This window comes from Brevibacillus gelatini (assembly GCF_003710935.1).
In the GTDB taxonomy this organism is placed as follows: Bacteria; Bacillota; Bacilli; order Brevibacillales; family Brevibacillaceae; genus Brevibacillus; species Brevibacillus gelatini.
Map to the genome: position 1 here is coordinate 36,568 of NZ_RHHS01000041.1, position 13,841 is coordinate 50,408.

13 protein-coding genes and 1 rRNA gene are annotated in these 13,841 nt (G+C 52.4%); all 14 read left to right on the top strand.

Annotated elements, in window-relative coordinates:
* The first annotated feature begins 235 nt into the window (after positions 1-235).
* Positions 236-1,060: a helix-turn-helix transcriptional regulator gene (locus EDM57_RS17760; RefSeq protein ID WP_170163467.1), complete on the top strand. Its 825-nt coding sequence runs from the start codon at positions 236-238 to the stop codon at positions 1,058-1,060.
* 191 nt (positions 1,061-1,251) lie between these two features.
* Positions 1,252-2,478 carry an MDR family MFS transporter gene (locus EDM57_RS17770; RefSeq protein WP_148039125.1) on the top strand — a complete coding sequence of 409 codons (1,227 nt, stop codon included), beginning with the start codon at positions 1,252-1,254 and terminating at the stop codon, positions 2,476-2,478.
* Positions 2,479-2,671: 193 nt separating this feature from the next.
* A complete protein-coding gene (locus tag EDM57_RS17775; RefSeq protein WP_122906033.1) occupies positions 2,672-4,738 on the top strand; it encodes a BglG family transcription antiterminator in 2,067 nt (688 codons plus the stop codon).
* A gap of 3 nt (positions 4,739-4,741) precedes the next feature.
* Positions 4,742-5,017, top strand: a complete 276-nt coding sequence (locus tag EDM57_RS17780; RefSeq protein ID WP_122906034.1) for a PTS sugar transporter subunit IIB — start codon at positions 4,742-4,744, stop codon at positions 5,015-5,017.
* Between the two features lie 6 nt (positions 5,018-5,023).
* Entirely contained in the window at positions 5,024-6,286 is a 1,263-nt protein-coding gene (locus tag EDM57_RS17785) for a PTS ascorbate transporter subunit IIC (protein WP_122906035.1), read from the top strand.
* A 250-nt stretch (positions 6,287-6,536) separates the two neighbouring features.
* Positions 6,537-7,382, top strand: a complete 846-nt coding sequence (gene pabC, locus EDM57_RS17790; protein WP_122906036.1) for an aminodeoxychorismate lyase — start codon at positions 6,537-6,539, stop codon at positions 7,380-7,382.
* Positions 7,383-7,435: 53 nt separating this feature from the next.
* Positions 7,436-8,623, top strand: coding sequence for a dihydropteroate synthase (gene folP, locus EDM57_RS17795; protein WP_211338266.1), 1,188 nt, complete (start codon positions 7,436-7,438; stop codon positions 8,621-8,623).
* Positions 8,624-8,625: 2 nt separating this feature from the next.
* Positions 8,626-8,997, top strand: a complete 372-nt coding sequence (gene folB / locus EDM57_RS17800; protein ID WP_122906037.1) for a dihydroneopterin aldolase — start codon at positions 8,626-8,628, stop codon at positions 8,995-8,997.
* Positions 8,994-9,524, top strand: coding sequence for a 2-amino-4-hydroxy-6-hydroxymethyldihydropteridine diphosphokinase (gene folK / locus EDM57_RS17805; protein ID WP_122906038.1), 531 nt, complete (start codon positions 8,994-8,996; stop codon positions 9,522-9,524). The genes folB and folK overlap by 4 nt, the downstream gene beginning before the upstream one ends.
* On the top strand, positions 9,476-9,685 hold the full coding sequence (locus tag EDM57_RS17810; protein ID WP_005836203.1) for a helix-turn-helix domain-containing protein: 210 nt from the start codon (positions 9,476-9,478) through the stop codon (positions 9,683-9,685). The genes folK and EDM57_RS17810 overlap by 49 nt, the downstream gene beginning before the upstream one ends.
* Positions 9,686-9,753: 68 nt before the next feature.
* Positions 9,754-10,782: a tRNA dihydrouridine synthase DusB gene (gene dusB / locus EDM57_RS17815; protein WP_122906039.1), complete on the top strand. Its 1,029-nt coding sequence runs from the start codon at positions 9,754-9,756 to the stop codon at positions 10,780-10,782.
* A 216-nt stretch (positions 10,783-10,998) separates the two neighbouring features.
* The gene (greA, locus tag EDM57_RS17820; protein ID WP_122906040.1) at positions 10,999-11,475 is read left to right on the top strand and encodes a transcription elongation factor GreA; all 477 of its coding nucleotides are present in this window, start codon (positions 10,999-11,001) and stop codon (positions 11,473-11,475) included.
* Between the two features lie 101 nt (positions 11,476-11,576).
* Positions 11,577-13,097, top strand: coding sequence for a lysine--tRNA ligase (lysS, locus tag EDM57_RS17825; RefSeq protein ID WP_122906041.1), 1,521 nt, complete (start codon positions 11,577-11,579; stop codon positions 13,095-13,097).
* A 326-nt stretch (positions 13,098-13,423) separates the two neighbouring features.
* A 16S ribosomal RNA gene (locus EDM57_RS17830) occupies positions 13,424-13,841 on the top strand; the annotation flags it as partial.

The following is a 13,841-nucleotide window of genomic DNA, read 5'->3' on the forward strand; positions in this document are numbered from 1 at the left end:
GACGGTCTCGGTTTCATTGATTGGAAATGGGCAACCGTTGAGTAACGAGCAATATGGAAAACCCTGGTACATCAGTATCGGGGTTTTTTCGCGTCGCACAGAGAAAAGAAAAAACGAATTGTATAAAAAATTGTAAAAAACAGGTCGATGTTTCAAATGGACCTATTATAATAGTGATCATGTTGCCGGGGTAGTGGTAGGGTGCTTGGGAAAGAGGATGGCTGGGGGAATCACAATGAAACTGTTTGAATTGAATTTGGGGCAAAGCAAGCTGATGATGATTCAATTTTCGCCGAAAATGGCTGATCCCAAAGTTCACGGCCACGGTTCGGATTATCAGCTAAGCATTCCGCTGATCGGAACACCGTTTATTCAAATCAACAACCACGAGCGCAAGTTTGAAGAACGACGCTGGTGCATTACTTCTCCTGGTGAAAAGCACTACCATTACGCAAATGAAGAAGGATCGAGACTGCTGCTAATCAACCTGCAACGGTCATTTTTAGAGAAGGTGCTGACAGAGCGGCTGGAGCGGAGTGTGGATCAGCTCGACTTTGCGACCTGGGTGGAAAGCTCTGTGGAGGGCTTTAAAAAAATTGCTGCCCATGTGATGAAGCATACGCTTGATAGCTCCTTGCAGTTGGAAGAACTGCGAGAGTTTGAGTACGAGCTGGCATCCTTGCTCTTTTCGCATACCAAAGGGGCTCACTCCGATGCCTGGAGAAACGCGGCATCGTGTACAGACCACCCTTCGCTGCGCAAAGCGATGGATTACATCCACGACGATTTTTCCAAAGAGCTGGACCTCGACACATTGTCACAGGCATCGGGTATCAGCAAATTTTATTTAATCCGCTTGTTTAAAGAGTATGTTGGACAGACGCCCAGCCAGTACATTGCGGACTACAGGCTTCGCCAAGCGGAACGGCTGTTGCGGAAAACTCCCAATGAAGTAACGGATATTGCTTTTGAAGTAGGTTTCGGAAGCTTGAGCACATTTGAAAGGTTATTTAAAAAGAAGTACGGCATGACAGCGAGCGAATACAGAAAAAGCGTCTGATTCAATCAATGCACATCATGGCCAGGAAGCAGTTTGATGGGAGAGATCCCTCAAACTGCTTTTGTATTTTATTGCCTCTCACTTATTGCTGCAATTACTCCTGCAATTGCTGAAGAGTCCATTTCCCCATCTTGCGCTATAGTAACGGAGGAATTGGCAGTATACTTCGGGGAAAAGAGCAGGTGGTTCAGGTGGCAAGGTTTCATCCCATCGTCTGGTGTATGATAGCGGGAACGTTCTTGTCCAGAGCGGCGACATATATGACGATGCCTTTTTTGGCAATTTACCTATACAAAAGCAAAGGAATCGAAGCGGATATTACGGGAGCGATTATTGGCGTGAGCTTTCTGGTCGGTACCTTTAGCAGCTTCCTGGGAGGTGTCTGGTCTGACAGATACGGACGTTATCCCGTCATGATTGTTTCCTTGCTGGGGTGGTGTCTGACATTCGTTGGCTATGCCTTTACGGAATCGATCACGAGCTTCTTTTTGATAAGCGGACTGAATGGATTTTTTCGGAATATTTTTGAGCCTACGTCCAAGGCACTGCTATCCGACATCACGAAGCCGGAAGATCAACTGGCCGTGTTCCACACCCGGTATTTTGCCATCAATGCCGGGGCCGCGCTTGGGCCGATTGCCGGTGTCTATCTGGGGAGCGCCGAGTCGACAGCGCCATTTTTTCTCACAGCAGGTACCTATGCGGCATTCCTCGTACTGGTCTTGCTCCTGAAAGGAATGTACCCGCAGGCGTCCGCAAATCGCGTACAGTCGGAGCGCATTGGTCTTCGGCAGGCATTCGGTGTGGTTCTGCGGGACAGCGTATTCCGCTATTTTTTGATAGGCACGATGTTCCTGACGGCCGCATACGCCCAGATGGAATCAACCTTGGCCCAGTACATGGGAAACGCACCAGGGTTTGTGAACGGGGTACATCTTTTCTCTGTGCTGGTCACGACGAACACGGTTGCCGTGATGTTATTGCAAGTGCCGGTCATGCGACTTGCCCGCAAATTTTCTTCCATGGCTTGCATACAGGCTGGCAGCGTCTTTCTTGCTCTTGCTTTGCTTGGGTTTGGCTTATTTCATTCCCCTTTCCTGCTCATCCTGTCCATGATCTTGTTTACGGTAGGGGAATTGCTAAGTTTTGTGATGGCAGAAGTGGTGATTCAAGAGATCGCACCGGAGCGTCTTCGCGGCACGTACTTCGGAGCAAGCGGATTTCAGTTTATTGGCCAAGGTATGGGACCTTGGTTTGGCGGTGTGCTTCTCAAGCTTTTTGGCTTTTCGCAAGGTGGCATCGTTTTCGGTTTGTTGATGGTGACAACGCTGTTGGCGATGCCTATGTTTGTCGCTGCACAAAGGCAGCAGATGCGAGCAAAACCGGTGAAAGTGAACGGAGATAGCAAGACAGCCTGATTGCATACATAGACAAGGACAGGCATGCTGCTCAGGGGAAAAATCCTCTGAGCACATTTTTTGCACAACTTCATGGGGTAAATTCGTTCTAACTGTCCAAAATGAAACTGTTGTAAAGTAGAGGCATAAAGACGGGGCAAGACAACGTCTGGTGCAACAAAATGTGCATGATTTTGTGCTAAGGGTGGCCACCATGTTAGACAAAAGAGCAATGCAAATGTTGCAGCTTTTTGTGCAGTCCCATCATACCTTGTCCGTCAAGGAACTGATGGAGCAGTTCTCGATTTCGCGCAGAACGTTGTACTACGATATTCAGAAAATCAACGACTGGCTCAAGCAAGCAGGGCTTCAGCAGATTCAGCACATCTATGCGAAAGGGTTTTACCTGGACGCGGCGAGCAGGCAGGCAGCGGGCCGGATCATCGGGGAAAACAAGCCGGATGTGCTGGTGCTGCGTGCAGCGGACAGGCAAGTCTACTTGCTCTTGTACGTGCTGCTCGCGGACGAGAGGATCACCACGCAAGTGTGCATGGACAAAACAGGCGTCAGCCGCAATACCATTTTGCACGATCTGAAAAGCGTCAAAGAGGACGTGGAAAAGCATGGCCTGCAGCTCGCATACTCCTACGCAGACGGCTACGAAATTACCGGGGATGAGCTGACCATCCGCAACCTGCTAAGCCACCATGTCCATTCCCTGGTGCATGAAGGGCAGGAGTCGCTGCTCAAGGATTTGCTGGGCGGGGAGAAGGTCGTTCCGAATCCCGACGCTATCCTGCAATGGTTAAGCGATTGCGAAAAGCAACTGGAGGTGCAGTTTGCCGAGGATGCGACGAAGCCTTTGAGCTATCTTTTTCCCTGCTATATAAAACGGATTGGAAACGGGCATACGGTTGCCTTTCCCCAGCGGCAAATCAGTCCGATCATGGAGACGAGGCATTACGAGGCCGTCCAGGCGCTGGTGCGCACCTTGCCGCTGGAACTGCCGCATGATGAAGCCTGCTACCTGACTACGCTGCTGCTCAGCGCGAAGGTCAATGAATTCGGGCAGGCAGCGAAGTCGAACGAGATTCCTGCGCTGCGGCAGGCGATCGCGGAAATGGTTGATCTGTTTGAGGTCCGCGCTTGCGTCGTCTTCGACCAGCGCGCGCAACTGGAGCACAATCTGTACCTCCATCTGCAGCCTGCCTACTATCGGTTTCTGTACGACATCGAAGTGACGAATCCGATCAAGGAAATGATTCAGCGCCAGTACCGAGATATTTACGAGCTGACGAAAAAAAGCGTGCAGCCATTGGAAAAGCTGATTGGCAAGACGATCAGCGACGACGAGATCGCCTATATTACGGTTCACTTCGGAGGCTGGATGCGCTGGCAGGGGATCACCGCCACCTCTCTGCGGCGGGTGTTGCTGGTGTGCGCGAATGGCGTGGGCACATCGCGGATTTTGACCCAGCAGCTGGAAGGGCTGTTTTCCAACATCGATCTGCAAGGGCCGATCACTCTGCGGCAGTATGAGCAGTTTCACGAAGACGTCGACCTCGTCGTCTCAACCACGAAAATCGCGAATCCACGCCATCGCATCATTTTGGTCAACCCAATTTTGACAGATCGGGACAAAGTTCAACTGCTCCATCAAATGGAAACGCTTTCGGGTAACACACCCGCCCACATCACCGCGCAGACGATCCTGAGTATCGTCAAAAAATATGCGGTCGTAGAGAACGAACATCAGCTGACAGAGGAAATCCAACAAGTGCTGCAACAGCAGAAACAGCTGAAGAGGGAGAGAAAACCAATGCTTGACGAGTTGCTGCAAGACGAGTTTATCCAGCTGAAGGACAGCGTGCGCGACTGGCGGGAAGCGATCCGCATCGCCTCCGAACCGCTGTTGAACAGCGGCTCCATCACAGAGGCGTACGTGCAGGCGATGATCGCCAATGTGGAGGAACACGGACCCTATGTGGTAATCGCACCCAAGGTGGCGCTGCCGCACGCAAGACCGGAGCAAGGGGTTCAGCGGGTGGGGATGAGCTTGCTCCGCTTGAAACAGCCGGTTTCTTTTTCGGAAACGGAGCAGCGGGAAGCACAGCTCATCATCGTACTGGCGGCTGTCGATAACGAAACCCATCTAAAAGCGCTGTCCCAGCTGTCCATGATGCTGTCGGAAGAAGACAACATCGACAAGCTGATCGACGCGGCAGACAAGGAGACGATCCTTGGTTACATCACTGCGTATTCCAAAAACAGGGGGAATTGAATCATGAAAAAGATTTTGGTCGTTTGCGGAAACGGATTGGGCAGCAGTTTCATCGTAGAGATGAACGTGAAAAAGATTTTGGGCGAACTGGGCATCCAGGCAGAAGTTTCCCATACCGACCTGGCTACGAGCAAAACCGAGAGCGCTGACGTGTACCTTGGCTCGAAAGACATCGTCGGTCAGCTGGAAGACGGCAAACGGTATGTGATCGGCCTGCAAAACATCCTGAACCAGTCTGAAATCAAGGAAGCACTCCAACAATACTTCACGAAGGAATGATGAGCGATGCTCGACGTGATTATGAAAGATATTTTGGGAACTCCCGCGATTCTGGTAGGCTTGTTCGCCCTGGTCGGGCTGCTCTTGCAAAGAAAAGGCATCACGGATGTTGTATCGGGAACCTTGAAGACAATCATGGGGTTCCTGATCCTGGGTGCCGGTGCAGGCATACTGATTGGCGCACTCGGCTCATTCGGGAGCATGTTCGACAAGGCGTTTCAGATTCAAGGTGTTATTCCTAACAATGAAGCGATTGTAGCGCTGGCACAGCAAACCTTCGGCGCGGAAACGGCTATGATTATGCTGTTCGGGATGGTTGTCAACATCCTGCTGGCCCGCTTTACGCCGTTCAAGTACATCTTTCTGACTGGTCACCATACCATGTTCATGGCGTGCATGATCGCCGTCATCCTGTCGACTGGCGGTGTCAAAGGCTTCCCGTTGGTACTCATCGGTTCGATTATTCTCGGAGCCTTGATGGTCCTGTCTCCTGCCATGCTGCAACCGTTCATGCGCAAAATTACAGGTACCAATGACATTGCCATGGGTCACTTCGGCTCCATCGGTTATCTGGTCGCAGGTGCGATCGGAAAAGTGGTGGGCAATCCGGAAAAATCGACAGAAGATATCAAAGTGCCAAAATCGCTCGGCTTTTTGCGGGATACGTCGGTGTCAGTCTCGCTGACCATGACTGTACTGTTTTTCATCGTAGCGATCGCGGCAGGTCCCGGCTACGTAGAAAAAGAGCTTAGCGCAGGTCAAAACTACCTGGTTTATGCCGTACTGCAAGCGATTACGTTTGCAGCAGGGGTATACATCGTCCTGGCAGGGGTACGCATCCTGCTCGCGGAGATCGTTCCTGCCTTCAAAGGGATTGCAGAGAAAGTGGTGCCCAATGCCATCCCGGCGCTGGACTGCCCGACGGTCTTTCCGTTTGCGTCCAATGCCGTCATCATCGGATTTTTCGTCAGCTTCGTAGCAGGGCTGATCTCGATGTTCCTGCTGCCGTTGTTCGGTCTGAAAGTCATCGTGCCTGGTCTTGTCCCGCACTTCTTTACGGGTGCAGCAGCCGGGGTGTTCGGAAATGCGACGGGCGGACGCCGCGGCGCCATTGCCGGGGCATTCGTAAACGGCCTTCTTATCAGCTTCCTGCCAGCCCTGCTGCTGCCGGTCCTTGGCTCGCTCGGGTTTGAAGGAACGACCTTCGGAGACGCGGACTTCGGGGTTGTCGGAATTGTTTTGGGGAAAATCGTCGCCTTGTTTAACTAAAGCATGCATAGGTAAAGAAAAGCAGCGGCTGTCTTGGACCTTCGTTTCTGGTCCGAGAGCAGCCGCTGTTTTTTCGCTACAACTATCGCTGCCAGTTCTTCTTGCCCGCACGAAAAATGGCCTGCCCGAGTTGGCACCGCTGGCAGGGTATGCGACACGTTTCATACATGGAAAACGCGCTCGGGAAACTGCGCTTTCGCCGAAAAATATGGTATGATGCTCTCGACTATGTTATCGGGAGAGGGCAAAGATGCACGTTTATGTAAACGGGACGATCTGTCCGGCGCACGAGGCGAGCGTATCGGTTTTGGATCACGGATTTTTGTACGGCATCGGGCTGTTTGAGACGATGCGTGTGTACGACCGCAAACTGTTTTTGTGGGACGACCATTTTGCCCGGCTCAGCTCCGGGCTTTTGGCGTTGCAGATTCAGCCTGCATGGTCAAAAGCGGAGCTGGCGGACGCAATCATGCAAACGATTGACGCCAATGGGCTTAAGGATGCGTATGTGCGCCTCAGCGTCACCGCCGGGCCGGAAGGAGTGGGCTTGGTGACAGGCGGCTACGAGCGCCCGTCGCTGTTCGTATTTGCCAAGCCGGTCGCCCCGCTTGCCGTTCCACCCCAGCCAAAGCGGTTGCAGACGTTGGCCTTGGTGCGGCAGACTGCGGAGGGGCACCAGCGCTTCAAATCGCACAACTACCTCAACAACGCGCTGGCTCGCCAGGAACTGGGAGCGCGTACAGATACGGAAGGGCTGTTTTTGACGCACGACGGCTTTCTCGCAGAAGGCATCGTCAGCAATCTGTTCTGGGTCAAGGACGGACAGCTGTTCACCCCTTCACTGGATACGGGCATTCTCGATGGAGTGACCCGCCGCCATGTTTTGCGCCTGGCAAAACAGTTGGCGATCCCGACAACGGAAGGACGGTATCGGTTGGAAGCGTTGTTTGCGGCGGATGAGGTTTTCACCACCAACTCCGTGCAGGAAATCGTCCCGGTAGCAGAAGTAGACGGCCAACCAGTCGAATCGACCTACGGAAAATTCACACGTGAACTGCACTTGGCCTATCGTCAGTCTGTAGCGACTGGAATGTAATTTGTGGTATGCTACTAATCAACATGCGAAGACGGAAAAAAGGGAGTAGGTCCATGAAGTACAATCCATTTCGAATCCATGCGGCAACCGTTGACGAGATGCTGGCGGAGCTTGCCCAGCGGGGGATTTTTGGCGACCAGGCCGAGCAGTTGGCCGAGTGGAGAACGGGTCTGATGATCCACGTGGAAAACTTGCGTGCAGCCGCTGCGGAAAAAGTGCGGCTGGACATGCTCTCGGTCGGGGCCGACGCCGTTGTGTCCGGGCAGCCGGGTACAACTGACAAAGTTCGGCTGCTTTTACTTGCGGGACCAAAGCAGTTGGAGCAGGCGCTGTCGCAGCTGGAACAACGGGATGAGGAACTTGCAGCCGTGGCGGCAGAGGTACGGGAGGTTTTGGCGATGCCTGGGCGGCTGCGGGCCAGACGGGAGCTGCATTGCGGTCGTTACACCCTTCCGCTTGGCGAACGGACGCTGGTAATGGGCATCCTCAATGTGACGCCCGATTCCTTTTCGGACGGAGGACGCTTCGTGGACCTTGACCACGCTGTGGCGCAGGCGCGCGCGATGGTCGAAGCGGGAGCGGACATCATCGACGTCGGGGGCGAGTCTACGCGTCCGGGAGCGGAGCCGGTCGGGGAGGCGGAGGAACTGGACAGGGTGCTGCCAGTGATTCGTCGTTTGTCCGCGGAGCTGTCTGTCCCGCTGTCCATCGACACGTACAAAGCCGCTGTAGCGGAGCGCGCGCTCGATGCCGGGGCGCATATCATCAATGACGTTTGGGGAGCAAAACGCGATCCGCGCATGGCGGAGGTGGCTGCCCAGCGCGGGGTGCCGATTATTTTGATGCACAACCGCACAGATACGGACTACCGGGACTTTTACTCCGATTTTGTCAGAGACTTGCGCGAGTCTGTGCAAATTGCCCTGCAAGCGGGTGTGCGCGAGGAGCAGATTATTCTCGATCCGGGGATCGGCTTTGTCAAAACGGTCGAGCAAAATCTTGAAACGATGCGCCGACTCGACGATCTCGTCGCTCTCGGGTATCCGGTCCTGCTCGCGACCTCGCGCAAACGGATGATCGGCCACGTCCTCGACCTTCCGGTGGACGAGCGGGTGGAAGGGACAGCAGCGACGGTTGCGCTCGGTGTCGCCAAAGGCTGCCACATGGTGCGGGTGCACGATGTCAAAGAGATGAAGCGGGTTGCGAAGATGATGGACGCGATGCTGAAGGGAGGCATTTGACGTTGGACAAAATTTACTTCAACGGCATGTCGTTTTACGGCTATCACGGCGTGTTTGGAGCAGAAGCGGAGCTGGGCCAGCGTTTTTACGTCGACCTGGAGCTTTTTGCCGACTTGTCGCTGGCAGGCGCAAGCGATGAACTGCAACACACGATCAATTACGCCGATATTTATACTTGTGTGCAAAAAATTGTCGAGGGCGAACGGTTCAATCTGGTGGAAAAACTGACGGCTGTCATTGCCGAACGGCTTTTGACGCAATTTCCTCTGCAAGAGGTCAAAGTCAAGGTGACCAAGCCGAACCCGCCGATCAACGGGCACTATGAATCTGTCGCCATTGAGATGACGCGCAAAAGAGAGGATTTTGCTTCATGAGTGTGACAGCGTATCTGGGGCTTGGCTCGAACCAGGGGGATCGGGCAGAGAATCTGCGTCAGGCGATCCGCAAGCTTGATGCGCAAGCAGGGATTCGCGTACTGCGTGTATCGCCTGTTTACGAAACAGAGCCGTTCGGCTACGTCGAACAAGAGGTGTTTTTGAATATGGCCGTAGCGGTGGAAACAGACCTTTCCCCGGAGCAGCTTCTGGAAACGGCTTTGGCAGTGGAGCGGGAGCTGGGGCGTGTTCGCACGATCCGCTGGGGACCGCGTACAATAGACATTGATCTTCTCTTGTACGGCACATCCTCCGTCTCGTTGGAGCATCTCGTCATCCCGCATCCGGGACTTAGCCTGCGTGCGTTTGTGCTCGTTCCATTGCGCGATATTTGGGAGGGCGGAGTTTTGCCCGGCCACGATCAGACTATTGACCATTATCTTTTCTTATTGGCAGAAGATCACAAGGGGGTACGAGAGTGGGGAGCAATCAACTGGGAAATCGGATCAGATCCTTCCGCAAGCTAAAAGGGTATACACAGCAGTCGCTATCGGAAAAGCTGGGGGTATCACTGTCGTTTGTCGGATCGCTTGAGCGGGGAACCCGCACGCCGACAGAGCCGGTCCTGCGCAAGATCGCCAGCACTTTACAGGTCGACTACGAAGAATTATGTGCTATAAATAAATGATAGACTGTTTGGATGAGTCTCTTCCTCTCCAATAACCCGTGAATCGGGAACAAGGAGGTTGAAAATAGATGAAAATCGGTAACGTTGAATTGAAAAACAACGTCGTTCTCGCCCCGATGGCAGGTGTGTGCAACCCTGCTTTTCGTTTGATTGCCAAAGAGTTTGGTACCGGACTGGTGTGCGCGGAGATGGTCAGCGACAAAGGAATCGTCCACGGCAACAAAAAGACGATTGATATGCTGTATGTCGATGAGCGCGAGAAACCGCTAAGCTTGCAGATTTTTGGCGGCGACAAGGAAACGTTGGTAGAAGCGGCGAAGTATGTAGACCAACATACAAATGCAGACATTATCGACATCAACATGGGGTGTCCCGTTCCGAAAGTTACGAGCTGCGACGCAGGTGCCCGCCTGCTGCTCGATCCGAATAAAATCTACGAGGTTGTTTCGGCTGTAGTGGATGCCGTGGAAAAGCCGGTTACGGTGAAAATGCGTCTGGGCTGGGACGAAGAGCACCTGTACGTGGTGGAAAACGCTCAGGCTGTTGAGCGCGCAGGCGGCAAGGCAATCGCAGTCCACGGCCGCACGCGTGTGCAAATGTACAAAGGGCATGCAGACTGGAACTGGATCGGACGCGTGAAGCAAGCTGTTTCGATTCCGGTCATTGGCAATGGCGATGTCGCGTCACCGGAGGATGCAAAACGCATGCTCGATACGACAGGCTGCGATGGCGTCATGATCGGACGTGCCGCACTTGGCAATCCGTGGATGCTGTATCGGACGGTCCAGTACCTGACGACAGGCGAGCTCGTACCCGAGCCTTCCGTGCGCGAAAAGATCGAGATTTGTCTGTTGCACGCCGAGCGTCTGATTGCGCTGAAAGGTCCGCGCGTAGGCGTGCTGGAAATGCGCAAGCACGCAGCGTGGTATTTGAAAGGGTTGCGCGGCTCGACCCATACGAAAAACCTGGTGAATGCCGTGGAGACGGAAGAAGAGCTTCGTCGGGTTTTGACTGACTATGTCGACTGGGTTGAAAACTACGCAGATGACCTGGAGGAGCCTCTGGAATCGGCACGTGATGAGGCTGTCAGCTACTAAAATGGTTGTTTGTTCCAGACATTGACAAGGGTTCCTTCATATCCTATAATACTCCGTAATATTGGGAGCCAAGCTGCCAGTTTACTCTGGCAGCTTTACCTTTGAACCCTCACAGTTGGTTGTGTTCTGCTGTATATTGTATAGAACAACTACATATAATCCTTTGTACTTTACCCAGTGCAAATGGAATCATTTTTTAAACGGGGGAATTGAATCATGTCTGAAAAAGAAGTTTTCCTGACACCAGAAGGTTTGACAAAACTGGAGCAAGAGCTTGAAGATTTGAAAACGGTTAAACGCAAGGAAGTTGCTGCAAGGATTAAAGAAGCGATCAGCTTTGGAGATATCAGTGAGAACTCTGAATACGAAGAAGCGAAGAATGAGCAGGCGTTCATCGAAGGCCGCATTCTGACGCTGGAAAAAATGCTTCGCAAGGCCACCATCATCACCAATGATGACGTGAACACAGGTGTAGTAAGCGTCGGCTCAACAGTAAAGCTGAAAGACCTGGAGTTTGGCGACATCGTCGATTACACAATCGTAGGCTCTGCCGAATCCGATCCGATGAACAACAAGATTTCCAACGAGTCTCCTGTAGGTCAGGCGCTTTTGGGCAAGACCAAGGGCGCGATTGTAGACGTGAACGTACCAGCAGGCGTCATTCAGTACGAAATCCTCGATATTAACATGTAAGCAGTTTATCATGGCGTACCTTTTACAAGGTACGCCGTATCGCTATTTGATTGTATTGTACAATATAGCTAACACAGGTATTTTTTGGAGGAGTGAACAAAATGGCAAACGAGCAAGACTTGCAGCAGGAAGAACAGCAACAGGAAGGGCTGCACGAGCTTCTTCAGGTGCGTCACGACAAAATGAAGCAAATTCGCGAGTGGGGCTTTGACCCGTTCGGCAAAAAGTTCGAGCAAACCCACCACGCTGCTGATATTGTGAAAGCATATGGCGACAAGACCAAAGAAGAGCTGGAAGCAGAGGAGCATGTCGTCACAATCGCTGGACGCCTGATGGCAAAACGTGCGATGGGGAAAGCGAGCTTCGCCCAGCTTCTGGATCGTTCCGGCCAGATTCAAATCTACGTGCGCCAGGACACGATTGGCGAAGAGGCGCACAAAGTATTTGAGATCAGCGATATTGGCGACTTGATCGGCATTCGCGGTGTTGTTTTCAAAACAAAAACAGGAGAGCTCAGCGTCAAGGCAAAAGAGTTTACTTACCTCACCAAGTCGCTGCGTCCGCTCCCCGAGAAGTACCACGGCTTGAAAGACATCGAAACACGCTACCGCAAACGCTATGTGGACCTGATCGTGAATCCGGAGGTGCGTGATACGTTTATTACGCGCAGCCGCATCTTGACCTCCATGCGCCGTTATTTGGACAACCTTGGCTACCTGGAAGTAGAGACACCGACCCTCCACGCGATTGCCGGGGGTGCTTCCGCGCGTCCGTTCATTACGCACCACAATGCGTTGGACATGCAGCTCTACATGCGTATTGCCATTGAGCTGCACCTGAAGCGCCTGATTGTAGGTGGACTGGAAAAAGTGTACGAAATCGGTCGTGTATACCGGAATGAGGGAATTTCTACACGCCACAACCCTGAGTTCACGATGATTGAACTGTACGAGGCGTATGCCGACTACCAGGACATCATGACCCTGACAGAAGAGATGATTGCCCATATTGCGCAGGAAGTATTGGGCACCACGAAGATCCAATACCAAGGCAATGAGATTGATCTGACACCAAAATGGCGCCGTGTGCACATGGTTGATCTGATTAAGGAAAACCTTGGCGTCGATTTCTGGAAAGAAATGAGCGACGATGAAGCGCGTGCACTGGCAAAAGAGCACGGAGTCACTGTTGAGCCCCATCATACCTTCGGGCACGTTGTGAACGAATTCTTCGAGCAAAAGCTGGAGCACACGCTGATTCAGCCTACATTTGTGTACGGTCACCCTGTGGCGATTTCTCCGTTGGCGAAAAAGAACGACGAAGATCCTCGCTTCACAGACCGCTTTGAACTGTTTATCGTAGCGCGTGAACATGCCAATGCGTTCACGGAGCTGAATGATCCGATTGACCAGCGCGAACGTTTTGAAGCGCAGCTTTTGGAAAAAGCGGCAGGCAACGACGAGGCGCATGAAATGGACGAAGATTTCATTGAGGCGCTTGAGTACGGTATGCCGCCGACAGGTGGTTTGGGAATCGGAATCGACCGTCTGGTCATGCTGTTGACCAATTCGCCTTCCATTCGTGACGTATTGCTGTTCCCGCATATGCGTGCACGTGACTGATTGCAGAAAAGCCGTTTGAATCACTTTCAAGCGGCTTTTATTTTTTTACTTGCACTAAACGGTGTATAGTGGTACATTAATAACTGTTCTTTTCTCATGCGTAAATCAATGACAACTCCTCACAAAATAATGCTTGCTTTTGTGTAGGGGTATGTGATAGATTAGTGAAGTCGCCGTTAAACAACTTAAAAAGTGGTTGACACGACTTGGACAACCTGATACAATGAAGAGGTTGTTGTGAAAATGCTCTTTGAAAACTGAACAGCGAAAGCGTTGATGAGTCTATCATTTTTAATGATTTACCAGCTTTGAACCAGTACCAAACTTTATTGGAGAGTTTGATCCTGGCTCAGGACGAACGCTGGCGGCGTGCCTAATACATGCAAGTCGAGCGAGGGTTTTCGAACCCTAGCGGCGGACGGGTGAGTAACACGTAGGCAACCTGCCTCTCAGACCGGGATAACATAGGGAAACTTATGCTAATACCGGATAGGTTTTTGGATCGCATGATCTGAAAAGGAAAGATGGCGTTTGCTATCACTGGGAGATGGGCCTGCGGCGCATTAGCTAGTTGGTGGGGTAACGGCCTACCAAGGCGACGATGCGTAGCCGACCTGAGAGGGTGACCGGCCACACTGGGACTGAGACACGGCCCAGACTCCTACGGGAGGCAGCAGTAGGGAATTTTCCACAATGGACGAAAGTCTGATGGAGCAACGCCGCGTGAACGATGAAGGTCTTCGG